Origin of the sequence: Sphaerisporangium album, assembly GCF_003323745.1 — a bacterium.
Taxonomy (GTDB): Bacteria; Actinomycetota; Actinomycetes; order Streptosporangiales; family Streptosporangiaceae; genus Sphaerisporangium; species Sphaerisporangium album.
Map to the genome: position 1 here is coordinate 147083 of NZ_QOIL01000022.1, position 24168 is coordinate 171250.

Annotated in this window: 19 protein-coding genes and 1 tRNA gene; 9 read left to right on the forward strand and 11 right to left on the reverse strand. The window is 70.7% G+C overall.

The features are described 5' to 3' along the window. The first annotated feature begins 83 nt into the window (after window positions 1-83). From rhaI to DQ384_RS31720, 5 genes are all read left to right on the forward strand, one after another. Complete coding sequence (rhaI, locus tag DQ384_RS31700) at window positions 84-1229, forward strand: L-rhamnose isomerase (protein ID WP_114032556.1); 1146 nt, start codon at window positions 84-86, stop codon at window positions 1227-1229. Then, window positions 1226-4795 carry a family 78 glycoside hydrolase catalytic domain gene (locus tag DQ384_RS31705; RefSeq protein ID WP_114032557.1) on the forward strand — a complete coding sequence of 1190 codons (3570 nt, stop codon included), beginning with the start codon at window positions 1226-1228 and terminating at the stop codon, window positions 4793-4795. The genes rhaI and DQ384_RS31705 overlap by 4 nt, the downstream gene beginning before the upstream one ends. Beyond that, a complete protein-coding gene (locus DQ384_RS31710) occupies window positions 4792-6858 on the forward strand; it encodes a bifunctional aldolase/short-chain dehydrogenase (protein WP_114032558.1) in 2067 nt (688 codons plus the stop codon). The genes DQ384_RS31705 and DQ384_RS31710 overlap by 4 nt, the downstream gene beginning before the upstream one ends. Window positions 6859-7616: 758 nt before the next feature. After that, window positions 7617-8129, forward strand: coding sequence for a DUF6461 domain-containing protein (locus DQ384_RS31715; protein ID WP_114032559.1), 513 nt, complete (start codon window positions 7617-7619; stop codon window positions 8127-8129). 556 nt (window positions 8130-8685) lie between these two features. After that, a complete protein-coding gene (locus DQ384_RS31720) occupies window positions 8686-9066 on the forward strand; it encodes a tyrosine-type recombinase/integrase (RefSeq protein WP_181871537.1) in 381 nt (126 codons plus the stop codon). A gap of 93 nt (window positions 9067-9159) precedes the next feature. On the opposite strand, the gene DQ384_RS31725 is transcribed toward DQ384_RS31720, so the two are convergent. From DQ384_RS31725 to DQ384_RS31760, 7 genes are all read right to left on the reverse strand, one after another. Beyond that, a tRNA-Val gene (locus DQ384_RS31725) sits at window positions 9160-9234 on the reverse strand. Between the two features lie 37 nt (window positions 9235-9271). Beyond that, the gene (locus DQ384_RS43320; RefSeq protein ID WP_245966916.1) at window positions 9272-10600 is read right to left on the reverse strand and encodes an ROK family protein; all 1329 of its coding nucleotides are present in this window, start codon (window positions 10598-10600) and stop codon (window positions 9272-9274) included. Window positions 10601-11002: 402 nt separating this feature from the next. Then, the gene (locus tag DQ384_RS31740) at window positions 11003-11287 is read right to left on the reverse strand and encodes a hypothetical protein (protein ID WP_245966917.1); all 285 of its coding nucleotides are present in this window, start codon (window positions 11285-11287) and stop codon (window positions 11003-11005) included. A 93-nt stretch (window positions 11288-11380) separates the two neighbouring features. Continuing rightward, window positions 11381-11842, reverse strand: coding sequence for a peroxiredoxin (locus tag DQ384_RS31745; protein WP_114032561.1), 462 nt, complete (start codon window positions 11840-11842; stop codon window positions 11381-11383). Window positions 11843-11940: 98 nt separating this feature from the next. Continuing rightward, on the reverse strand, window positions 11941-12369 hold the full coding sequence (locus DQ384_RS31750) for a DUF3052 domain-containing protein (protein ID WP_114032562.1): 429 nt from the start codon (window positions 12367-12369) through the stop codon (window positions 11941-11943). A gap of 136 nt (window positions 12370-12505) precedes the next feature. Beyond that, on the reverse strand, window positions 12506-12913 hold the full coding sequence (locus tag DQ384_RS31755; protein ID WP_114032563.1) for a secondary thiamine-phosphate synthase enzyme YjbQ: 408 nt from the start codon (window positions 12911-12913) through the stop codon (window positions 12506-12508). Window positions 12914-12923: 10 nt separating this feature from the next. Then, window positions 12924-13118: a DUF1918 domain-containing protein gene (locus DQ384_RS31760; RefSeq protein ID WP_114032564.1), complete on the reverse strand. Its 195-nt coding sequence runs from the start codon at window positions 13116-13118 to the stop codon at window positions 12924-12926. A gap of 121 nt (window positions 13119-13239) precedes the next feature. Here DQ384_RS31760 and DQ384_RS31765 point away from each other — a divergent pair, with 121 nt between their 5' ends. Further along, complete coding sequence (locus DQ384_RS31765; RefSeq protein ID WP_114032565.1) at window positions 13240-14865, forward strand: HAMP domain-containing sensor histidine kinase; 1626 nt, start codon at window positions 13240-13242, stop codon at window positions 14863-14865. Beyond that, the gene (locus tag DQ384_RS31770; RefSeq protein WP_114032566.1) at window positions 14862-15527 is read left to right on the forward strand and encodes a response regulator; all 666 of its coding nucleotides are present in this window, start codon (window positions 14862-14864) and stop codon (window positions 15525-15527) included. The genes DQ384_RS31765 and DQ384_RS31770 overlap by 4 nt, the downstream gene beginning before the upstream one ends. Window positions 15528-15574: 47 nt before the next feature. Here the strand turns inward: DQ384_RS31770 and DQ384_RS31775 are convergent, their stop codons facing one another. Genes DQ384_RS31775 through DQ384_RS31790 form a run of 4 tightly spaced genes read right to left on the reverse strand, consistent with a single transcriptional unit; the run spans window position 15575 to window position 19128 of the window. Beyond that, complete coding sequence (locus DQ384_RS31775) at window positions 15575-16810, reverse strand: ABC transporter permease (RefSeq protein ID WP_114032567.1); 1236 nt, start codon at window positions 16808-16810, stop codon at window positions 15575-15577. Then, window positions 16807-17565, reverse strand: a complete 759-nt coding sequence (locus DQ384_RS31780; RefSeq protein ID WP_114032568.1) for an ABC transporter ATP-binding protein — start codon at window positions 17563-17565, stop codon at window positions 16807-16809. The genes DQ384_RS31775 and DQ384_RS31780 overlap by 4 nt, the downstream gene beginning before the upstream one ends. Beyond that, window positions 17562-18599 carry a peptidoglycan-binding protein gene (locus DQ384_RS31785; protein ID WP_181871538.1) on the reverse strand — a complete coding sequence of 346 codons (1038 nt, stop codon included), beginning with the start codon at window positions 18597-18599 and terminating at the stop codon, window positions 17562-17564. The genes DQ384_RS31780 and DQ384_RS31785 overlap by 4 nt, the downstream gene beginning before the upstream one ends. 4 nt (window positions 18600-18603) lie before the next feature. Beyond that, the gene (locus DQ384_RS31790) at window positions 18604-19128 is read right to left on the reverse strand and encodes a hypothetical protein (protein ID WP_114032570.1); all 525 of its coding nucleotides are present in this window, start codon (window positions 19126-19128) and stop codon (window positions 18604-18606) included. 371 nt (window positions 19129-19499) lie between these two features. Here DQ384_RS31790 and aceE point away from each other — a divergent pair, with 371 nt between their 5' ends. Continuing rightward, window positions 19500-22256, forward strand: coding sequence for a pyruvate dehydrogenase (acetyl-transferring), homodimeric type (gene aceE, locus DQ384_RS31795; RefSeq protein ID WP_114032571.1), 2757 nt, complete (start codon window positions 19500-19502; stop codon window positions 22254-22256). A gap of 124 nt (window positions 22257-22380) precedes the next feature. Beyond that, window positions 22381-24096: a S1 family peptidase gene (locus DQ384_RS31800; protein ID WP_245966918.1), complete on the forward strand. Its 1716-nt coding sequence runs from the start codon at window positions 22381-22383 to the stop codon at window positions 24094-24096. Window positions 24097-24168: the final 72 nt, after the last annotated feature.

The following is a 24168-nucleotide window of genomic DNA, read 5'->3' on the forward strand; positions in this document are numbered from 1 at the left end:
CCACGACGTACCGGGCCCGGGGCCGGCCGGCGTCACCTCATGCCGCCGGCCGGTCTCCGCGGGCCAGAGATCGGGGACGCACAATGATCGAAGACGACCTCAGGAAGCAACGCATCGAGACGCCTTCCTGGGCCTACGGAAACTCCGGGACGCGGTTCAAGGTGTTCGCGCAACCCGGCGTTCCGCGTGATCCCTACGAGAAGCTGGCCGACGCCGCCCAGGTGCACCGCTTCACGGGCATCGCGCCCACCGTGGCGCTGCACATCCCATGGGATCGGGTCCCCGACTACGCGGACCTGGCCCGGCACGCCCGCGAACTGGGCGTGGGCATCGGCACCATCAACGCCAACGTCTTCCAGGACGACGACTACAAGCTGGGCAGTGTCACGAACCCCGACCCGGCGGTGCGGCGCAAGGCCGTGGAGCACCTGCTCGAATGCGTGGACATCATGGACGCCATCGGCTCTGACACGTTGAAGCTCTGGTTCTCCGACGGCACCAACTACCCCGGGCAGGACGACATCCGGGCGCGTCAGGACCGCCTGGCCGAGGCACTGGGCGTCGTCTACGAGCGGCTGGGCGAGGGGCAGCGCTTCCTGCTGGAGTACAAGCTGTTCGAGCCCGCCTTCTACATGACCGACGTCCCCGACTGGGGCACCGCCTACGCCCACTGCGTCAAGCTCGGCCCCAAGGCGCAGGTCGTCGTCGACACGGGCCACCACGCACCGGGCACCAACATCGAGTTCATCGTCGCCTTCCTGCTGCGCGAAGGGAAGCTGGGCGGGTTCGACTTCAACTCGCGCTTCTACGCCGACGACGACCTCATGGCGGGAGCCGCCGACCCGTTCCAGCTCTTCAGGATCATGTTCGAGGTGGTCAGGGGCGGCGGCTACACCGACGAGGTGGCGTTCATGCTGGACCAGAGCCACAACATCGAACCCAAGATCGCGGGCCAGATCCGTTCGGTGATGAACGTCCAGGAGGCCACCGCCAAGGCCCTGCTGGTCGACCGTGAGGCCTTGGCCGCCGCCCAGGCCGAAGGCGACGTCCTGGGAGCGAACGCCGTGCTCATGGACGCCTACGCCACTGATGTCCGGCCCCTGCTCGCTTCGCTGCGCACGGAGATGGGCGTGGACCCGGATCCGATGGCGGCCTACGACAGGTCCGGATATTTCGCGAGAATCTGCGCCGACCGAGTGGGCGGCGCGCAAGCTGGATGGGGAGCATGAAGCTTGTCCTGACTGCGGCGCTGGTCCTGACCACCATGATCGTGCCGAATCACACCGACCTTCGCGCCACCGACCTGGAGACCGAGCACGCCCCGGCCCCCATCGCGGTCGCCGCGGCGAACCCACGGCTGGGCTGGCTGCTGCGCGCCGAGCGGAGGGGCCAGAAGCAGACGGCCTACCAGGTCGAGATCACCCAAGGCGGCCGCCGGGTCTGGGACTCGGGCGCCGTCACGAGCGAGAGCCACTACGACATCCGCTACGCCGGGCCGCCGCTGCGCCCCGCCACCCGTTACACCTGGCGCGTCAAGGCCGCGGACATGAACGGGACCTGGTCGGACTGGAGCGGGAAGTCCTGGTTCGAGACCGCCCCCGCCACCGTGCGCGGGGCCTGGATCGGCGCGCCGGGCACTCCGGACGCCCCGCCCGACCTGACCGGAACCAAGTGGATCTGGTATCCGGAGGGCGACCCTCTCAGAAGCGCCCCCGCGGGCACCCGATATTTCAGGAAATCCATTGACCTGACGGAGGTGCCATCGACCGCCAGGCTCATCCTGACCGTCGACGACGGCTTCACCGCCTGGGTCAACGGCGTCGAAGTGGGCGCCAGGGACGCCGATCCCCGGCTGGAGAGCTGGCGGCGGCCGATCGTGGTCGACGTGGCGGGCAAACTGCGCCAGGGCCGGAACTCGATCGCGGTCAAGGCGATCAACGGCGGCCAGAGCCCCGCCGGGGTGCTGGGCAGGCTCGAGGGCATCGCCGACACGGACGCCTCCTGGCGCACCACCGACGCGGAACCGCCCGCCGGCTGGACGTCGGCGACCTTCGACGACTCCTCGTGGGCCGCGGCCAAGGAACTCACCACCTGGGGCGGCGACCCGTGGGGCAGGGTCGTGCCCGAGCCCGCACGCGGCACCGGCACGCCGGATCTGAACGGCACCGACTGGATCTGGTACCCGGAGGGCGACCCCGCCGCGCACGCGCCCGCCGCCACCCGGTACTTCCGCCGCACGTTCGACGTGGCCGCGGTCCCCGAAGTGGCCCGGTTGGTGATGACCGCGGACGACGGCTTCACCGCCTGGATCAACGGCGTCGAGGTCGGCGCCACGAACCCCGACCCCACGCAGGACAGCTGGCGGCGGCCGATCGTGGTCGACGTGGCGGGCAAGCTGCGCCAGGGCGGGAACACGATCGCGGTCAAGGCGATCAACGGCAGGCCCGGACCCGCGGGTCTGCTGGGCAGGCTGGAAGGACTCCTCGACACGGACGCCTCCTGGCGCACCACCGACGCCGAACCGCCCGCCGGCTGGACGGCGGCGACGTTCGACGACTCCTCATGGGCCGCGGCCAAAGAACTGGCCGCCTGGGGCGGCGGCCCCTGGGGCAGGGTCGTCCCTGAGCGGGAAACCCTGCCGGAGCCGCTGCTCCGCCGTGCCTTCCGGGTCGGCAGGACCGTCGCCCAGGCCAGGCTGCACGCGGCGGCGGGCGGCTACGTCGAGCTGAGCCTCAACGGCCGCCGCGTCGGCGACCAGGTGCTGCAGCCCGGCTTCACCCGCTACGACGCGCGCCTGCAGTACGTCACCTACGACGTCACGAAACTGCTCCGCGAGGGCGGCAACGTGATCGGCGCCCGGCTCGGCCGCGGCTTCTACGGCATGACCCAGAGAAACGTCTGGGACTGGGACGGCACGGCCTGGAACGGCGAACCCCGGCTGAAGGCCAACCTCGTGGTCACCTACACCGACGGCGGCACCGAGTCGATCGCCACCGACGGCCAGTGGCGCTACGCGCAGGGCCCGGTCCGCTACGACTCGCTCTACGGCGGCGAGACCTACGACGCCCGCGAGGAACGGCGCGGCTGGGACACCCCGTCGTTCGACGCCTCGGCGTGGGCGGCGGCGAAGGTCGTCCCGGCTCCCAAGGGAGAGCTCGTGCCGCAGGAGCAGGAGCCGATCAAGGTCACGGACACGGTGCGGCCGGAGTCCGTCACCGAGCCCAAGCCGGGGACTTACGTCTTCAAGCTGCCGCGCAACATCGCGGGATGGGCGCGGATCCGCACGCGAGGCCCGAAGGGGACCACGATCAGGCTGAAGTACGGCGAGCGGCTCAACGCGGACGGCACCGTGTCGGCCGGCAGCGAGCACGTCACCGGCCGGTTCCAGATCGACGAGTACGTCCTCGCCGGCGAGGACCGGACGGAGACCTGGGAGCCCCGCTACACCTACCACGGATTCCAGTACGTCGAGGTGACCGGCTGGCCGGGCGGCGCGCCCACCGCCGACGGCCTGGACGGACGCGAGGTGCACTCCGACCTGCGCTCGGTGGGCACGTTCCGCAGCTCCAACCCGCTGTTCAACCGGATCAACGCCATGACGAGGCAGACCGTGCTCAACAACTGGCACGGCATCCCCACCGACACCCCGATGTACGAGAAGAACGGCTGGACGGGCGACGCCCAGCTCATGGCGGCGATGGAGACGTCGGAGTTCGACCTGCGCCGCCTGTTCACCAAGTGGATGACCGACCACCGCGACAGCCTGGGGCCCGACGGCATCGTCCCGGCGATCGTCCCCGACAACGGCTGGGGGCTCGGCCCGGGCTGGCCCTCGCCGCCGTGGCAGGCCTCCTTCACGGTGATCCCGTGGCTGATGTACCAGCGCTACGGTGACCGTGACCTGCTCGCCGAGAACTACCCGGCGATGCGGAGGTACCTGGACGGCTGGCTCAAGCGCTCCACCACGGGCCTGTACTCCAGCACGCTCAACGACTACCTGGCTCCCGGCTACGGCGGCAACAGCCCGGAGGACATGAGGCTCGCGGGGACGGCGTACACCTACTCCAACACGCTGACCGTCGCCGACGCGGCGGAGGTCCTCGGGCAGGGCGCCGACGCGGCACGCTACCGCGAAGCCGCGGCGAAGATGAAGGACGCCTTCAACAAGGAGTTCCTGCGCGGCGACGCGTACGTCACGAACAGCGACCCCGACTACCGGCAGACGTCGGCTCTCATCGGCCTGGCCCTCGGGCTGGCCCCGGCCGGCCAGGAGAAGGCGATCACCGACCGGCTCGTCAGGGACATCGAGGAACGCGGCGACCACCTCAACACCGGCGCCCTCGGCACGAAGTACCTGCTCACCGAGCTGACCGAGCGGGGTCACGGCGAGCTGGCCTACAGGGTGGCCAACCAGCGGACGTATCCGAGCTGGGGCTACTGGGCCGACAACGGCGCGACCACCCTCTGGGAGCGGTGGGACCTCGACGCCCGCTCGCGCGACCACGTGTTCCTCGGCGGCGCCATCGGGGAGTGGTTCTTCCAGGACCTCGCCGGGCTCCGCGTGACACGCGACCGGATCAGGGTCGCGCCCCGGTTCCTGGGCGATCTGAAGTACGTCGAGGCCTCGACACAGACGGTGGACGGCCGGGTGTCGGTGAGATGGAAGCGCGACAACGGAAGGTTCACGCTCCACGTCACGGTGCCGGTCGGCGCGCTCGCGACCGTCGAGCTGCCCTCCGGCGTCCGGCACGAGATCGGCTCCGGGACCTACACCTTCGAAGGGAAGACCTCATGACCGAGCACGTGACCGGCTCGCCGGGCCATGCGCCCGGCGAGGGCGAGCTGCTCGAACGGGCCCACGCGCTCGGCTCCGACCCGCGCAACACCAACTACGCGGGCGGCAACGTCTCCGCCAAGGGCGTCGGCCGCGATCCGGTCACCGGCGGCGACGTCGAGCTGATGTGGGTCAAGGGCTCCGGCGGCGACCTGGGCACACTCACCGCCGCCGGCCTGGCCGTCCTTCGTCTGGACCGCCTGCGCGCGCTCGCGGGCGTCTATCCGGGTGTCGAGCGCGAGGACGAGATGGTCGCCGCGTTCGACTACTGCCTGCACGGCAAGGGCGGCGCGGCCCCGTCGATCGACACCGCCATGCACGGGCTGCTCGACGCCGCCCATGTCGACCATCTGCACCCGGACTCCGGCATCGCGATCGCGACCGCCGCCGACGGCCCGGCCCTGACCGAGCGGATCTTCGGCGACCGGGTCGTCTGGGTGCCGTGGCGACGCCCCGGCTTCCAGCTCGGCCTGGACATCGCCGCCCTGCGAGCGGCGAACCCGCGGGCCATCGGCTGCGTTCTCGGCGGGCACGGCATCACCGCCTGGGGCTCCACCAGCGCGGAGTGCCAGGCGCGCTCGCTGGAGATCATTCGCACGGCCGAGCAGTACATCTCCGCTCATGGGCGGCAGGATCCGTTCGGTCCGGTGATTCACCGCCAATTGCCGGAAATATCCCGACATGATCGGGCGGCCGAGCTGTTCCCGATGATCCGCGGCCTGTGCTCCACGGACACCCGCCAGGTCGGCCACTACACCGACACGCCCGAGGTGCTCGACTTCCTCTCCCGCGCCGAGCACCCCCGCCTGGCGGCACTCGGCACCTCCTGCCCGGACCACTTCCTGCGCACCAAGATCGCCCCTCTGGTGCTCGACAGCGCGCCGGACGCGCCTCTGGAGGAGGTCCTGGTACGGCTGCGCGAGCTCCACGCGGCCTACCGCGTGGACTACGCGGCCTACTACCAGCGGCACGCCCGGCCGGACTCACCGCCGATGCGGGGCGCTGACCCCGCGATCGTGCTCGTGCCCGGCGTCGGCATGTTCAGCTTCGGCAGGGACAAGCAGACCGCCCGGGTGGCCGGGGAGTTCTACGTCAACGCGATCAACGTGATGAGGGGCGCCGAGGCCGTCTCCCGCTACGAGCCGATCCCCGAGGCGGAGAAGTTCCGCATCGAGTACTGGGAGCTGGAAGAGGCCAAACTCCGCAGGATGCCCAAACCGGCGCCGCTGGCGGCCCGGGTCGCGCTGGTCACCGGCGGGGGCTCGGGCATCGGCGCGGCCACCGCGCGGCGCCTGGCCGCCGAGGGCGCCTGCGTGGTGATCGCCGACCGTGACCTCGGCGCCGCCGAGAAGGTCGCCGCGGAGCTCGCCGTCAAGGCCCTGAAGCCGCACGACGCGGCGGTCGCCGTCCAGGTCGACGTGACCTCCGAGGAGCAGGTCCAGGAGGCGGTACGGCAGGCGGTGCTGGCCTTCGGAGGCGTGGACCTGGTGGTGAACAACGCGGGCCTTTCGCTTTCCCGGTCACTCCTGGAGACGTCGGTGGCCGACTGGGACCTCCAGCACGACGTCATGGCCCGCGGCTCGTTCCTGATCTCCCGGGAGACCGCCCGGATCCTGATGGCTCAGGGCATGGGCGGCGACATCATCTACATCTCATCCAAGAACTCCGTCTTCGCGGGGCCGAACAACGTCGCCTACGGCGCGGCCAAGGCCGACCAGGCGCACCAGGTCCGCCTGCTCGCCGCCGAACTGGGAGAGCACGGCGTCCGGGTGAACGGCATAAACCCCGACGGAGTGGTACGCGGGTCCGGCATCTTCGCCTCCGGCTGGGGCGCCAACCGCGCGGCGGTCTACGGAGTGCCGGAGGACCGGCTCGGCGACTTCTACGCGCAGCGGACCCTGCTGAAACGGGAGGTACTCCCGGAGGACGTCGCCAACGGGGTCTTCGAACTCACCCGTCTGACCCACACCACGGGCACGCACATTCCGGTCGACTCAGGAGTGACCGCCGCCTTCCTGCGCTGACCACGCGACCACACCGCCGAAGCGGGGCCGGCCACCCGACGAAACCCTCGGGTGTCCGGCCCTCCGCTATGCGTGCCTGAGATCAGGTGAAGGACGTCGATCCGGCCGGCGCGTCGGCGGGCCGCTGGAGGAGGCCGAGAAGCCGCTCGAAGGCGGCCGCGTGGCCTGACCAGCACTCCGGGTGATTGCTGAAGTGTGGGTGCATGGGCTGGTGTGAGCTCGGGTTGATGTAGCGGTTGATGTACCGGAGAGCATCGGGAGCGGCTTTACAAAAATAGCGGTGGTGTAATGACTGCGAGGGTAAAGGGTGGTAGCCCTACGCGACGCGCACATAACCGTCGACCCGCCCGAAGGGGAAGCGGGCCAAAGCCACCGGGTCCAGGTGGAGCGCCTATTGGATGAACGACCTGTAAAACCGTCGGCTCAGCCTACGCAAGTTCGAACCTTGCACCTGCCACACAAGCCGAAGAGGCCCCTGACCAGCAGAAAAGCCGGTCGGTGGCCTGCTTCGTTGTTGACCTTGGTTCCCCCTGATTCCCCCTTGATCACCGCTCGATCTGGCACGTGTGTGGCACGCTGGAGATCTCGATTACTGCTGGCTAGGCCACCGAGCCGACCAGGTCAGGCTGCCCATGTGGGCCGTGCTCAGGACGTTGGCACGAGGATGAGCCCGGTGTCGTCTTTCAAGGTCGTGCCGACTTTCCGTCGGACTCGCGTGCCAGGATCTCCATGATCTGTCCCGAGAGAACAGGATTCCCATGAGCGGCTACGACTGGCTCGATGACGAGGCGTTCTGTGCGACCTTCGTCCGCGGCCTTACCCCGCACGAGGCGCTGGCCCGCTTTGGCATTGACGTGTTCGACGGCGATGATGAGGAAGGCGATTTCGAGGAGGGTGTCATCTGTGCCCGGTCGGCCGAGGGCGGGACCATTCTGAGCGAGTGGAACGGCTTCGCCGGCACGCTGGACGAGGTGCTGCGATCCTTGTCGGCTGGGACGGTCGCGGCGAGTGTCTTCGTCAACGTGAACAGGGTCGCGTCCTTCGACCATTACGCCGACGGCCGTAGGATCCTGTCCTTCGATCCGCTGTTTCCCGGCGACGAGGACGGCATCCCGGAGGACTTCCTGGCCGACAGGGAGGAGCTGGGGCTGGTTGGTGACGAGTCGGAGGGCGGGCTTGCCGCTGCGCTGCTGCTGGCCGAGCGCATCACCGAGGTGCGGCCGAACGCGTCAAGTGACATCGTGGCCGCCCACGGCGTTCTTGAGTACTGAGCGCTTCCGCCTGTTTCCGCAGCTCGACAGTGCGGCCTTGAAGGCTGTTCGCGTCCGGTACCGCCTCCATGAGGTTTCGACGGTTGCCAACCGCACTGCACGGTGAGCCGGGGTGAGGAACGAACCCCGGATCTTCGATCGCCCCCGACCATGGCGGAACATCGGCCACCCCGTGGCGATCGTCGTGCTGCATGGGGGCGGCGGCGCGACCAGAGGCCAGCGGATGGTGTGGGTACGGGGCGGCGCGTGTGCGGTGACGGCCCGGAGTCCTGCTCGCCGCCGGGACCGGCCTGCCGGATCAAAGGCGCCGGCGAAGAGAAGCCAGAGGAACGGCCGGTGCTCACGGTCGCCCAAGTGTTCCAGCTCGCCGAGCTGATGCCGGAACGCCTTCGGGCGCTCGTACTGCTGGCCACGTTCGCGAGCCTTCGATGGGGCGAGGTGGCCGCGCTGCGGCGGATGGATCTCAACCTCCGGGCCGGGACGGTCAGCGTTCGGCAACAGCATGTCGAGTTGGACACCGGAGAGCTGCTCGTCGGTCCGCCGAAGTCACGGCCCGGTGTGCGCACCATCGATCCCTTCGGGGATCACCCCGGCACTGGAGCATCACCTTGCGAAGTTCACCGGCCCGGGAGACGACGCGCTGATCTTCACGGGATCCCGCGGCGGCATCTTCCGGCGGAGCAGCTTCCGAAGGGCGGCCAACTGGGCGGACGCCACGCGCAAGATCGGCTTCCCTGGGCTGCACTTCCATGATCTCCGGCACACGGGAAACACGCTCGCGGCCGGGTCCGGGGCGAGCCTTCGCGATCTCATGGAGCGCATGGGGCACGACAGCGTACGGGCCGCGATGATCTACCAACACAGCACGGCACAAGCGGACCGGAAGATCGCCGACGCGATGAACAGCATGATCCAAGAAGTTGGGACCGGCGGGTGAACAGAGCCAAGGGATCACGGTCCGCACGGCCATGATCGCGAAGCTAATGGCACGAGACCCCCGTCAGAAGATCTCTGGCGGGGGTGTTTTGGCTGGTGGGCGCTACTGGGTTCGAACCAGTGACCCCTCGCTTGTAAGGCGAGTGCTCTACCGCTGAGCTAAGCGCCCCCGCTGCGGCCCCTCATGGGGCCGATCCGGCTACACCTTACGGTACTGAAGGGGACCTGAGCACATCCAGCGTCCAAGTTGCGCCCGGGTTGGGGACGCCGGCGGCCTGCCAGCCGAGGAGGGCGGCTCCGAGCATGCCGGCGTTCATGCCGAGGGCCGCGGGGCGCAGGGGTGGGGCGGCGCGGAAGGTCAGGCGGGACTGGAGGCGTTCGGCGAGCGGGTCGAACAGGGCGGGCCCGGCTTGGGCGAGGCCGCCGCCGAGCACGATCATGGAGGGATCGAGCAGGAGGGTGTAGGTGGCCAGGGCGTACGAGAGGGCTTCCAGGGCGTCGTCCCAGATGGCCGAGGCGGCCGGGTCGCCGCGCATGGCGAGGCGCACGACGTCCTCGGCGGTGGCGTGGCCACGCGCGGGCGCGAGCTCGCCGACGTAGGGGGAACTGCCCAGGGACGTGACGTCCTGAGAGGGCCTGGGTGAGACGGCGCGGCCCTCCACGGACCCGGACGGACGCAGACCGGGCTCGGGTGAGACGGAGCCGCCTTCCACGGACCCGGACGGACGCGGACCGGGCTCGGGTGGGAGAGCACGCTCTTCCACGGACCCGGGGGTACGGAGGCCGGGGGCGGGCGAGCGGAAGTTCTGGGGTCCTTCGGGGTGCGGCAGGTCTCTTCTCGCAGGAGGACCTCCGTAGAGGTCTCCGGTGCGGATCGGGAGGCCGGGGGTGCGGGTGGAGGCGGCTCGGCTGAGTCTCTCGGCGTAGCGGCGGGCCACCGAGGCGGCGGAGGCGTAGGTTTCCAGGCAGCCGATCTGGCCGCAGGCGCAGCGTTCGCCGCCGGGGAAGACGGGGATGTGCCCGATCTCGCCGCCCCAGCCGGAGGAGCCACCGTACGGGGTGCCGCTCATCACGACGGCGCCGGCGATCCCCGTGCCGATGGGGAGGAAGAGGAAGTCGCGCTCGCCGCGACCGGCGCCGAGGACGCTCTCGGCCAGGCCCCCGGTGCGGACGTCGTGGCCCAGGCGGACGGGCACGTCCAGCGGGGTGAAGCCGGCGGCGGGGACGTCCTTCCAGCCGATGTTGGCCGAGTAGACGGCCCTGTCCTCGGTGACCAGGCCGGGGACGGCGACGCCGACGCCGGAGGGGGTGCCCTGGCCGGCGCGGGCGAGGTCGGCGACGAAGTCACGGATGGCCTCGATGACGCGCAGAGGTCCCTCGTCGCGTGGCGTCGGCCGGCGGTCGGTGAGGAGGATCTCGCCTCCCGCGCCGACGAGGCCGCCCTTCATCGCGGTGCCGCCGACGTCGAGGGCCACGACGTAGCCGCCGCGCGTGGCATGGGCGGCCGCCACGCCGCGGGACGGATCCGGGTCCACGCCCGCCTCTGCGGAGGGAGCCCCCCGAGACAGACCAGGGACCACGCCCGCCTCTGCGGAGGGAGACCCCCAATGCGAGGCCGCGTCGGCGTGGGGAGTCGGGTCCGATGCGGGGCGTTCCAGCGGCACCGGGGGCGCGGGCAGGTCGGTGGGGGAACTCCTTGGGGTGGGTTCGTGCACGGAGTTCGTCCCCTCTGTTGCGGTCTTCACGGCCGCGGCGCGGGCCGTTAGCCCCCGGTTGGCGTGCGGCTTCGGGGACGGCGCGCCGCGGGGTCGTCCATATCCCCGCGCGTCACCGGACCAGAAGACCGCTGCACATTCCCGCGCAGTTTTGCTCAAATGAGTGCATGAGTCAAAACCGGAGGAACTAGAAAAATCGGACAGCCGCCTGATCCGGAGCGGTCAGCGGCCGGGGTGACGGCCGAGGACGCGACTGAGCGCCGCCTCGACCTCCTCCGAGAGCCCGGGCGCGCCGGCGCGGACCAGGGACGACCCCGTTTCCGCCTCGGACGAGCGCGCGGGCCGCACCCAGCCGCAGGATCGGCACTCGACCTCCCCCAGCCTGCAGATGAGCTGGGTCGAGCCGCAGGACCCGCAGTGGTCCAGATCGGGATCGTGTTCACGCTGACAGGCCGGGCAGATGAGCACCTGGGCCTCGCGGTGCACCCCGCGCCGCCAGGGGCTCACGCCGCGCTCCGGGTCCGTCTGCCGGACCCCGCATCGATAGCAGGGCATCGTCGCCACCGCCTTCGTCTTCGCCAGGTCGTCGCCCGGCGCACATCACTGGGGGATTGTCGCGAGCACCCGGTGGTACTCGGTGATGTCACGCGCCGAGGGAATCGGGTTCACGGCCTTCCACCGGACCACGCCCTCGCCGTCGATGACGAAGGTGCCGCGTACCGCGACGCCCCTCTCGTCGTCGAAGACACCGTACGCCCTGGCCACCTCGCCGTGCGGCCAGAAATCGGAGAGCAGCGGAAACGAGAAGCCCTCCTGGTCGGCCCACGCCCGGTGTGCGAACACCGAGTCGACCGACACGGTGAGCACGTGGACGTCCTTGGGGGCCGATCCGACGAAATCGTCGCGGAGGGCGCTGAGCTCGCCGTGGCAGACGCCGCTGAAGGCGAGCGGGTAGAACACGAGCACGACTCGGCGGCCCCGCAGGTCTGCCAACCTCAGGGGGACGCCGTGCTGATCCTGAAGTTCGAAGTCCGGAGCCTTGTCGCCCACCTCGACAGCCATGCCATTCCTTTCCCCGCAGAAGACGGACGAATGACCGCGAGACACACCCATCCTGCCGTACGGCCAGTGTGAGCCGTACGGCAGGGGAAGCGAAGAGCTTAGCGGCGTCCCTTGGGAGCGACGAGCCGTGTGCCCGACCAGTCTCGGGCCGCGCTCACGCTGCTGGTCTGGGCGAGGCCCGCAGTAGTGGCGTCCTCCCCGATGTCGCTCGGCTCGACGTGACCTTCCCGGCCCACCTTGGGAGTCAGCAGCCAGATCTGGCCGCCGTCGGCCAGCCCGGCCATGGCGTCGCTCAAGGCGTCGAACAGGTCCCCATCTCCATCGCGCCACCACAGCAGCACGACGTCGACGACGTCCTCGGAATCTTCATCGACCAGTTCGTTGCCGGTCAGCTCTTCGATCGACTGGCGGAGCTCCTCGTCTGAGTCCTCGTCCCAGCCGATCTCCTGCACCACCTGACCCGGCTTCAGACCGAGTCGCTCGGCCAGGCCGCGCTCGCCCTGCGCCTGACCCGCGGTCGCGCTCACGTGTATCCCTCCTGCTTGGATGGCCCCGCCCTCTGGCGGCTCAACCGGCCCCTGAGAGGCCGCTTCGGCACAGTCCACACGCTGTGACCCATCGTCGTCAACGGTCGCCACGACCGGTGACCCGCACCGTTATCTGCTAGTCCGACAAAAACGACAAACGAACACGTCGTTCCGGGTTGTCGACGTTAAGGTCGACGATGGCGACGGATTGCCACGTCCCCAGCGCCAGCCGTCCGTCCAGTACCGGAACCGTCGCGTACGGCGGGACGAGCGCCGGCATCACGTGTGACCTGCCATGACCGCGCGAGCCGTGGGCGTGACGCCAACGGTCGTCGGCCGGCAGCAGATCGCCCAGCAGGTTGAGGAGGTCCTCGTCGCTGCCGGACCCGAGCTCCAGCAACGCCACCCCCGCCGTCGCGTGGGGGACGAACACGTGGAGTAACCCGTCTCCCCCGCACGACCGCGCGAACTCCTCGCAGTGCCGGGTGATGTCGTGCACCCGTTCCCTGGTCCCCGTGCTCACCTCGAACGTCTGAGATTTCACCTAACGGATCTTATGATCCCCGCTGAACTGCGACGACAATCGCATCCGGCCCCGGAAACACCAATCCGGTGTGCCCGTCGTCGAAGCGGACGACGTACGGCGGGCAGCCGTCGGGCCCCCGTACCTCGATGATCAAGCCCGGCCTGTCCCTGTCACCCACGGTCGTCCCGTGGACGAGGAGCCGGTCGCCTACGGTCGCGTACACGTCGATCCTCCTTCTTCACGGTCTCTTCCAGACTGGTACCCAGGTCGGCCCGCGAAAAGAGGGAGAGGCCCTCCCCCCGCGGAGGGAGGGGAAATAAACACCGAAACGTTACTCTGCGGGGATGTGGCGCTTCGGGCTCCGGACGCGGACGGCGGCGTCTTATGTACTGGTCACCGCGGCGGCCGTGCTGATCGTGGAAGCCGTCCTCCTCGGCTTCGTGATCTCCTCGGCCAGTGGCTCGGACCTCTTCTCCAGGCTCCAGAACCAGGCGGGCAAGGACGCCAAGGTGCTGAGCGCCACCGCGAGCAAGATTTACGCGCGCCTCCCGGACACCGGCCAGCGGGACCTGCTGATCCTGGCGATGAAGGCGTCGAGGGGCCTGACGGGCCTGACCGGGGCCGCCGACGACCTTCAGTTGTCGTCCCCCGAGCAGAAGGGGTCCGCCCCTTCGGTGGAGGTACTGGCGGACTCGCAGGGCCGGATCGTCACCAGCACGGCGCCGGAGTCGTTCCACGAGGACCGCCTCCTGGTGAGCGAGCCGCCTTCGGAGGCCGAGGGAAGAGGAGGGAAGGGGAAGACGCCGACGGGCATGGCCGCCTGGTGGATCAGCCCGATCCTCGCCCCGACGGCCTACGCTCCCCCGTCGCCGGGGAACCGGCTCGCCCCGGCGGTCGACCCGCTGGAGCCCTCCAAGACCCCGGGCGTTCCCACCGGCGGCGACCCGGCGGCCAAGGGGCTGGGCAAGGGCATCGGCAAGGGTCTTCAGATCATCGGATACATATACGTGCAGGCGTCGGACACGCAGGCGAAGACCTCGTTCGGAGACTCCGTGCTTCCCCTGCTGGCGCCGGGCGCGCTCGTGCTGGCGCTGGTGGTGCCGGTGGGCGTCGTGTTCGGAATGCTCAGCACGGGTCCGCTGATCCGCCGGATCACCCGGCTGGCCGAGATGACGACGGCCGTGGCCAGGGGCGACTTCGCGCACAGGGTGAAGGTCTCGGGACGGGACGAGGTGAGCCGCCTGGAGGAGGGCTTCAACCTGATGACCGGGCAGCTTGGCGCCGCCGTCGAGGCCGAGCGGCTCTCGGCGCGGGCCGACGCCCGCCAGTCCGAGCGGTCGCGGATCGCCCGCGAGCTGCACGACTCGATCTCCCAGGACCTGTTCTCGCTCAGCCTCCTCGCCGCCGGGATGCGCAGGGCCGCGCCCGACGCGCTGCGCCGAGAGGCCGAGGCCATGGAGAAGACGGCCGCGCGCACGATGCGCGACATGCAGGCGCTGCTGCTGGAGCTGCGTCCGGTGGCCCTGGAGGACGCCGGGCTGGTGCCGGCGCTGGAGGAACTGTGCCGGGCGTACGAGACCCGGCTCGGGATCGGCGTGCGCACGTCGCTGGCCGAGGTGTCGCTGACGCCGCAGGCCGAGCACGCGGTGCTGCGCCTCACCCAGGAGGCGCTGGGCAACGCCGTCAAGCACGGGGAACCGGAGGCCATCGAGGTGCGATTGTGGCAGGACGGGCGGGAGGTGGGCATCCGGGTGGCGGACGACGGCCGCGGGTTCGACCCTTCCTGCCCGCCGCTGAGCCATGGGATGGGGCTGCGGCTGATGCGTGAACGCGTGGAGGAGCTCGGAGGCCTGTTCTCCCTGGTCAGCGAGCCGGGCGAAGGCACGGTCGTGACCGCGTCGCTCCCAGCGGCCCCGGACACCGGCCGCCCGTCCCGGAAGGGGGTCCGTGACGCCGTGGAGACGCCGTGATCAAGGTCCTCATCGTCGACGACCACGAGGTGGTGCGGCAGGGGCTGCGCTTCGTCCTCGACCAGGAAGAAGGCATCGAGGTCGTCGGGGAGTGCCCGGACGGCGGTCGGGCGCTCGCAGCCGTGCGGGCCCTGCGGCCCTCGGTGATGCTGCTGGACATGGTGATGCCCGGGATGGACGGCCTGGAGGTGCTGCGGCGGCTCGGCCCCGACCGGCCGGCGGTCATCGTGCTGACCTCCTTCCAGGAGGACGAGCGCGTGGTGGCCGCCGTGCGCCTCGGCGCGCTGTCCTATCTGCCCAAGACCACGGCCGTCGACCGGGTGGTGGAGGCGGTGCGCGCGGCGGCGCGGGGCGGGAGCGTCCTGGAGCCGGGGATCGCGGCGCTGCTGGTGCGCCAGGTACGGCGCGGCGAGCGCCGGAGCCGGCTGGACGCCCTGACACCACGCGAGCGCGAGGTGCTGACCGCGCTGGCGAAGGGCCGTTCCAACGGTGAGATCGCGCGGTCGCTGTCCCTGGGGAAGGAGACGGTGAAGACGCACGTGTCGAGCATTCTGGCCAAGCTGGGCGTCGCGGATCGCACGCAGGCCGCCATCGTCGGCCTCCAGCAGGGCCTGGTCCCTCTGGACGAGGCCCTGCTGGAGGCCGACGGCTCGCAGGAGTAGACACAGCGCGGAACCGCCGGGCCGTCCGGTGGGCGGTTCCGCGCCGGTCACACGGTGCGCAGGGCGTCGGTCGGGGGCAGCCGGGCGGCGCGCAGGGCCGGATACAGCCCGGCCAGCCCGCCCACGAGCAGCGCGACCGCGAAACCGCCCCACAGTGCCTCCACCGGGATCAGCACCGTCCAGCCACGGGCGCGCGCCAGCGCGAGCGTGACCGCGCAGCCGATGCCCACTCCCCCGCCCCCGCCGAACGCGGCCAGCACGAGAGATTCGGTGAGGAACTGCCCCGCGACGTGCGCGCGGGCGGCTCCGAGCGCGCGGCGCAGCCCGATCTCGCCCCGGCGTTCCAGCACCGAGATGACCATGATGTTGCCGATGCCGATCCCGCCCACGAGCAGCGCGACGGCGCCGAGGCCGAGGAACAGGGTGGCGGACGACTCCGCCACCGCCACCCGCGCGGTGAGGGCGTCCGACGGGCGGACCACGTCCACCGTCTCCGGCCGGGCCGGGTTCGTGGTGGGGCCGAGGACGCCCGACACGGCCTCCACCCGGTCCTGCCGGGCCCGTACGTACAGCCGGCTGGGGTGGCCGTCGTAGCCGAGCAGCTCCGCGGCGACCGGGAAGCCCACCAGCGCCGACCGGTCGATCTCCGGCGCCAGCGGCAGGGGGTCGAGGATGCCGGACACGGTGAACCAGTGGTCGCCGATCCAGAGCCTGGTCTGCGCGTCGATCCTGGTGATGCCGAGCGTCTGCGCCGCCTGGTAGCCGAGGACGACCACCGGGTAGGCCGCGGTGGCGGCGTCGAGGAAGCGTCCCTGACGCACCTTGCCGTCGAGGGAGGCCGGCAGCGACGCGTCGCACGCGCGCACGGCCAGCCCCCCGGTCTGGCCGACGGGCACGCGGTCGGTGCGGTACACGTTGCGGGCGACCAGCTGGGTGGTCGGCGCGACGCTCATCACGCCCTCGACGCGGCGGATCATCCGGGTGGCGTCGGCGGGCAGGGTGGCCTCGGCGCCGCCGAGGTCCCTGCCGTTGGCGACGGTCAGCAGGTTGGTGCCGAGCAGGTCGATCTGCTGGAGCAGCGCGGCTTGGCTGGACCGGGTCACCCCGAGGACGGCCACGATGGCGGCGATGCCGATCGCGATGCCGAGGGCCGACAGCACGGCGCGCGTCCGCCGGGCCCGCAGGCCCAGGGTTCCGACGGGGAGCAGGTCCGCCGCCCGCAGCCTGCTGAGCGGCGTACCCCCGGCCGGCTCGCCGCCCTGTCGGCCGGGCTTCGTCCTCATCGGGGGGCCGCCTCGGGCGTGCCGGAGTCGGCGACGACGCGGCCGTCGCGGATCTCTATCCTGCGCGGGCAGACGGCGGCGACGCCGGGATCGTGGGTGACGATCACCAAGGTGGTCCCCTCTTCGTTGAGTTCGTGGAGCAGTGCGACGAGCTCGGCCCCTGTGGCGGAGTCGAGGTTGCCGGTGGGCTCGTCGGCGAAGACGATCGACGGCCGTCCGACCAGCGCACGGGCGACGGCCACCCGCTGGCGCTCGCCGCCGGAGAGCTTGGCCGAACGGTGCCCGGTCCGGTGCGCGAGGCCGACCCTGCCGAGCGCGGCCACGGCGAGGCGGCGGCGCTCGGCGGCGGGCACGCCCCGGTAGAGGAGCCCTGTGGCGACGTTCTCGATCGCCGTGAGGCTGTCCAGCAGGAAGAACCGCTGGAAGACCACGCCGACGTGGTGGGCGCGCAGCCCGGCCAGCCGCCTGTCCCCGTACCTCTCGACGGCGTGCCCGGCCAGGCGTACGGAGCCGGAGGTCGGGCGGTCGAGCGCTGCCATGAGGTGGAGCAGGGTGGACTTCCCCGAGCCGGAGGGGCCGAGCAGGGCGACCATCTCCCCCGCCTCCACGGTGAGCGAGACGCCGCGGACCGATTCGACCGGAGGCTCCCCGGGGTAGACCTTCCGGACGTCGTCCAGCTCCAGCACGGCGCCGCCCGCGGAGGCCCGCGCGGCGCCCTTCGTCCCCCCGGTGGGGGTGGTGATGGGGACGGTCATTCCTTCGGCACCTCGACCTGGGCGCCCTCCGTGACGCCGGTCACCTCGACCAGCCCGGCCGTCTCGTCGAACAGATCCGTCTCGACCGGGACCTTCTCGTGCCGGTTCCCCTCGACGGTCACGACCGCGAACCTTCCGCCCGGCTGGGCGAGCAGTGCCGTGATCGGCACGGTGATGACGCCGGCGTGCCGCCGGGCGACGATCTCCACCTGCACGAGCGCCTGGTCCAGCGTCCTGACGGGCTTGCCGCCGAGCCGGATCGTGACCGGGATGGTCGACTGCGGCGGCCCTCCGTCCTGCTGCCCGGCGGCCGTCTGCGCCACCGTGCTCACCCGCGCCACGGAGCCGTCGCGCGTGTCACCGTCGGGCAGGGTCACGATGACCTCGTCCCCGCGCCGCACGGACGGCGCCATGACGGGGTCGAGCGCCACCGAGACGATGGGCACCGCGCTGGTGCCGTGCAGCACCCGGCCGCCCGCCGAGTCCCCCACGTGCGCGTCGTGGCCGGTCACGCGGAGCGGCCGCGGCAGGAAGACGACCTGCCCGAGGGACACGGTGCCGGTGACGGGCAGGCCCGCGTCGTGCTGCCATCGCCGCACGGCGTAGTAAGTGGAGAGGCCGTAGTGGCGGTCCACGGTGAGGCCCTTGTAGCCGAGCGCCCGCAGGTTGCGTTCGAGCTGTTCCACGTCCCGGCCGGGGGTCATGCCCAGGGCGAACGCGCGCCAGGCGGGGCGCGGGCCGTAGAACAGGGGGACCCCGCGCCCGTCGGCCTCGTACAGCGCACGGCCCCGGGTGATCGTCGCCCCGATGGCGGGGAGCCGGGTGAGGGTCCCCCCGGCGCCGTTGACGGTGTAGGCCCCGTCGTAGGAGATCGTGCCGTTCACCTGCTGCCGCTCGGCGATGTCGGCGCGGGTGACCGGGGCCGTGCCGGTGGGGACGGGCGGGGCGGCGGCGGGCGGGCGCTCGTCGTGGAACAGGGCCCAGCCGCCTCCCGCGGCGGCGAGCACGACGACTCCGGCGAAGGTGGCGGTCACGACCTTACCCATTGGTGCCCGCCGGGGCCTTGACGGAGATGCCGTCCTTGGGGAAGTACTGCCTGCACGCCTCGAGCTGGGTTCTGATGCCCCTCTTCCCCAGGTCGATGAGCCGCTTGGGCAGCGGGATCTCCCCGTCCGCGGTCGGATCGGGCCAGTCGCGCAGGCCGTGCTCGCGCATGCAGCGCGAGAGCTGACGGAGTTTGGCGAGGTCGGCCGCGCTGACCGTCCGGCCCTTGGCCGAAGGCGGAAGGCGGTCCACGATCGACTGACAGGCTTTCATCACGCTCTGGCCGGGCTTGCCGACGCCGTCGGGGAAGCCGACCTTGCCCGTGCGCGGCTCGACGACCGGGTCGGGGATGTTCGGCATTCCGTGCGATCGCACGCAGCGGGCAAGCTCTTTGAACACCTCCAGCGTCTGCGCGGTGCCGGTGGGGGTCGGTGTGGGCGTCGCGGTGCCGGGCGGCGTGGATGCGCACCCGGCGAGCACCGCGACCAGGCATAACGAAGCCGTGAGTCGGCGCATCATCGATTTTCCTAGCCTCGTGGGTGGACGGGCCCCGCGGGAGCCGTGATGTCAAGGCTTCCGGCGCCGAGCCGTCCGCGCATCGCGCCGAGGCGGGGTTGAATGTCCCTCTTGAGGGGGAGGCAGAGGGGTGCGGGTACCCTGATGAACCCCCTGGTAAGAACGGAGTATCTCTCCGGTTTTGTATGATTTGCCGCCAACGGAGAGAATCGTCCTACCATCGGTGGTCTAGGCCGCGATTCGGCCCCTGCCAGCAGGGACATCTTGGTTACCGGGCGGTAGAGATGCACTTTCCGGAGCAAGCGGCCAGGATGGAAGACGACCTAGACAACGTAGAAGAGGCTTACCAGTCCATAATCGGAAGGCGAGACCCAGTGGCTTCCGGACGCCAGCGTTTCTCGATCATCAGCGACGGCCTACCCAGCCAGCTGCCTGATGTCGACCCCAGCGAGACTCAGGAGTGGCTCGAGTCGCTTGACACCGTCGTGAAGACGGAGGGTCGTAGCCGAGCCCGCTATCTGATGCTGCGCCTGCTCGAGCGCGCGCGCGAGCATCAGGTGGGGGTGCCCGGACTGCGGAGCACCGACTACATCAACACCATTCCGCCGGAGCGCGAGCCCTGGTTCCCGGGCGACGAGTACGTCGAGCGTCGCATCCGCGCCTATATCCGGTGGAACGCCGCCGTCATGGTGACCAGGGCCAACGCCCGCACCAACGTCGGCGGCCACATCGCGACCTACGCCTCGGCGGCCTCGTTGTACGAGGTGGGCTTCAACCACTTCTTCCGCGGCAAGGACCACGGCGAGTCCGGCGACCAGGTCTTCATCCAGGGCCACGCCGCGCCGGGCATCTACGCGCGGGCGTTCCTGGAGGGCCGCCTGAACGAGGCGCAGCTCGACGCTTTCCGCCAGGAGCTGTCCCAGGGCTTCAAGGGCCTGCCGTCCTATCCGCACCCGCGCCTGATGCCCGACTTCTGGGAGTTCCCCACGGTCTCCATGGGCCTCGGCGCGATCGGCGCGATCTACCAGGCGCGGTTCAACCGCTACCTGCTCAGCCGCAAGATGAAGGACACCAGCCGCAGCCACGTCTGGTGCTTCCTCGGCGACGGCGAGATGGACGAGCCCGAGTCGCTCGGCGCGATCGGCCTGGCCGCCCGTGAGGAGCTCGACAACCTCACGTTCGTGATCAACTGCAACCTGCAGCGGCTGGACGGCCCGGTACGCGGGAACGGCAAGATCATCCAGGAGCTGGAGTCGTTCTTCCGGGGGGCCGGATGGAACGTCATCAAGGTCGTCTGGGGCCGTGACTGGGACCCGTTGCTGGCCGCCGACGTCGACGGCGTGCTCGTCAACAAGATGAACACCACCCCCGACGGGCAGTTCCAGACCTACTCCGTCGAGTCGGGCGAGTACATCCGCGAGAACTTCTTCGGGGACGATCCCCGCCTGCGCAAGATGGTCGAGCACCTCAGCGACGACGACATCCGCAAGCTGTCGCGCGGCGGCCACGACTACCGCAAGGTGTACGCGGCGTTCAAGGCGGCCCGCGAGCACGTCGGCCAGCCCACGGTCATCCTCGCCCAGACCATCAAGGGATGGACGCTCGGCAAGGACTTCGAGGCGCGCAACGCCACGCACCAGATGAAGAAGATGACCAAGGCCGAGCTCAAGGAGTTCCGCGACCGGCTCTACCTCCCGATCCCCGACAAGGACCTCGAGGGCGAGCTGCCCCCGTACTTCCACCCGGGCGAGAACGACGAGGAGATCGCCTACATGCGGGAGCGTCGCGCGGCGCTCGGCGGTTACCTGCCGAAACGCGTCACGCGCGCCAAGGCGCTCAAGCTGCCCGGCGACAAGGTCTACGCGGACCTGAAGAAGGGCTCGGGCAAGCAGAACGTCGCGACGACGATGGCGTTCGTCCGCCTTCTGAAGGACCTCATGCGGGACAAGGAGATCGGCGCGAGGTTCGTCCCGATCATTCCCGACGAGGCGCGCACGTTCGGCCTCGACGCGATGTTCCCCACCGCCAAGATCTACTCCCCGCACGGCCAGACGTACGAGGCCGTCGACCGCAACCTGCTGCTGTCGTACAAGGAGTCGACCGAGGGCCAGATCCTCCACGAGGGCATCAGCGAGGCCGGCTCGATGGGCTCGGCGATCGCCGTCGGCACGGCCTACGCCACGCACGGCGAGCACATGATCCCGATCTACATCTTCTACTCGATGTTCGGGTTCCAGCGCACCGCCGACCAGATGTGGGCCATGGGCGACCAGATGGGACGCGGGTTCCTGCTGGGCGCGACGGCCGGGCGCACCACGCTCAACGGCGAGGGCCTCCAGCACGAGGACGGCCACACGCCGCTGATCGCCTCGACCAACCCCGCCGCGGTCGTGTACGACCCGGCCTGGGCGTTCGAGATCGCGCACATCGTGCAGGACGGCCTGCGCCGCATGTACGGCGAGAACCCCGAGGACGTCTTCTACTACCTCACCGTCTACAACGAGCCCTACCCGCAGCCGGCCGAGCCCGAGGGCCTGGACGTCGAGGGTGTCCTCAAGGGCCTGTACCGCTTCGCCGAGGCCCCGGAGGTCGAGGGTCCGCGCGCGAACATCCTCGCCTCCGGCGTCGCCGGTCGCTGGGCACTGGAGGCGCAGCGGCTGCTGGCCGAAGAGTGGGGTGTGGCGGCGACGGTGTGGTCGGCGCCCTCGTGGTCGGAGCTGCGCCGCGAGGCCCTCGACTGCGAGGAGCACAACCTGCTCAACCCCGACTCCGAGCAGCGCGTGCCGTACGTGAGCCGCCTGCTGAAGGACGTGCCGGGGCCGTTCGTGGGCGTCAGCGACTACATGCGGGCCGTCCCCGACCAGATCGCCCGGTGGGTGCCCGGCGACTGGGCCTCCCTGGGCACCGACGGCTTCGGCCTGTCGGACACCCGCTCGGCGCTGCGCCGCCACTTCCACGTGGACGCCGCGTCGATCACCCTGGCGGTGCTGACCGAGCTGGCCAAGCGCGGCGAGGTCAAGCCGGAGGTCCTGCGCGAGGCCATCTCGCGCTACCACCTGAAGAACGGCGTCACCGAGGTCGTCGCGCAGCCGACCCCGGAGAGCAACGAGACGCAGTCCATGGGAGTCTGATCCCCGGTCGTCACGGGCCCCGCGCGAGCGTGCGCGGGGCCCGTCGCCGTCCTCGGGCCCTTGGACGGGGCCTGCCAAGTCAGTCACAAGCCATGAACAAGCCGGCCGTCCCACGATGGCCAATGTGAACGGATACATCAGGAAAAGTCTTACGCTGGTCGCCGCCGCGGCGTCGATCGCGCTGAGCACCGTCGCCGTCGCGGGGCCCGTCCTGGCCGACGGCGAGAACGACGTCCCCGTGGGCACCCGGCTCGCCGCCAAGGCCCACCCCGCGGTGCAGCTGACGAGCCTCACCTACAGCGGAGAGGTGGTCGTCCCCACGCCCGAGGTCAAGCAGTCGGCGTTGCGGGCGCTGGCCCGGCAGGCCGCCTCCGCCGCGATCTCCGGCAAGATCGCCCAGGACGAGCGCAGCATCGCCAAGTACGTCTTCCAGAAGATGGCCGCCGACCCCAACGCCTACCTGCGCGCGGCCGGGCCGAACCGGTCGGTGGACGCCGAGGTCGGCGGGCTGTGCACCGGCTGGTGGGTCACTCCCGACGGCTACATGGTGACCGGCGCGCACTGCGTCGAGACCGGCGAGCAGGAGCTCGGCGAGCTGTTCGCCCAGCAGGCGCTGAGCAAGTTCAACAAGGAGGACGCCGCGGTGGTCCTCCAGGAGCTGGGCGACTACCAGACCGACGAGGAGATCGTGAAGCTGGCGACGCAGATCTTCGTCACCTTCAACAGCACCCACCTCAAGATCCAGGGTCTGGAGAAGAGCCTCGCGGTGCTGCAGAGCCTGCCGGGCGGCGGCGTGGACAAGACGGCCAAGCCCGTCCCCGCCGAGCTCGTGTCGGTCGGCGAGAGCTACCCGGGCAAGGACTTCGCCCTGCTCAAGGTCAACGGCCAGCAGAACCTGCCCACGGTGCCCCTCGGCGACGACGGCGACGTGCAGACCGGCGACACGCTTTACATCAGCGGCTTCCCTGGCCTGGTGACCAACACCCCGTTCTTCAGCCTGGAGTCCAAGCTCGACCCCGCGCTCACCGAGGGCCCGTACAACGCCAGGCGCACCACGCAGACCGGCGTGCCGTACATCCAGACGCAGGCCCCGGCCTACCACGGCAACTCCGGCGGGCCGGTGTTCAGCCGCCAGGGCAAGGTCATCGGCATGCTGATCGCCGGGTCGGTCACCGACGGCGGCGAGAACACCGAGAGCCAGACGTTCGTGCTGCCCGTCAGCGTCATCAAGGAGAAGCTGAACGAGAAGAACGTCAAGCCGGCGCAGGCGCTGACCTCCACGCGGTACGACGAGGCGCTGGAGGACTACTTCAAGCACTACTACTCGCAGGCGCTGCCCAAGTTCCGCGAGGTGCAGGCGCTCTTCCCGAACCACCCCTACATCACCAAGTACATCAGCGACACGCAGCAGGCCATCTCGTCGGGCAAGGACGAGACCCCCTCCTCGACGCTGCCGTGGGTGCTGGCCGGCGGCGGGGCGGTCGTGGGACTCGGCATCGTCGTGGTGCTGGTCGTCGCGCTGGGCCGCAGGCGGCGCCGGACGGCGTCCGTGCCCGCCCTCCCCGGGCCGCGGTACGGGGCCGCGCCACAGTGGCAGCCGCCCGCCCGTCCGTACGGCCTGCCGCCGGCGCCGCATCCCGAAGCGGGAGCGGGCCCGGTGCCCGGGGCGGGACCGCACCCCGGACAGCCGTACGCGCGGCCGCACGCCCCGATCGTCCCCGATCGGCACGACGGGTACGGCGTGCGCGAGGGCGGCGGGGGCGGCAGGCACGTCGCCGACCTGGAGCGCGAGGTCGCCGAGCTGCGCCGGCAGCTCCAGGGCCGGCCGTCGGGCCAGTGAGCCACCGTGGAAGGCCGGCCGCGTGAACGTGTGGCCGGCCTCACCACCGGCCCCCGGGAGTGGCGTCCGCGG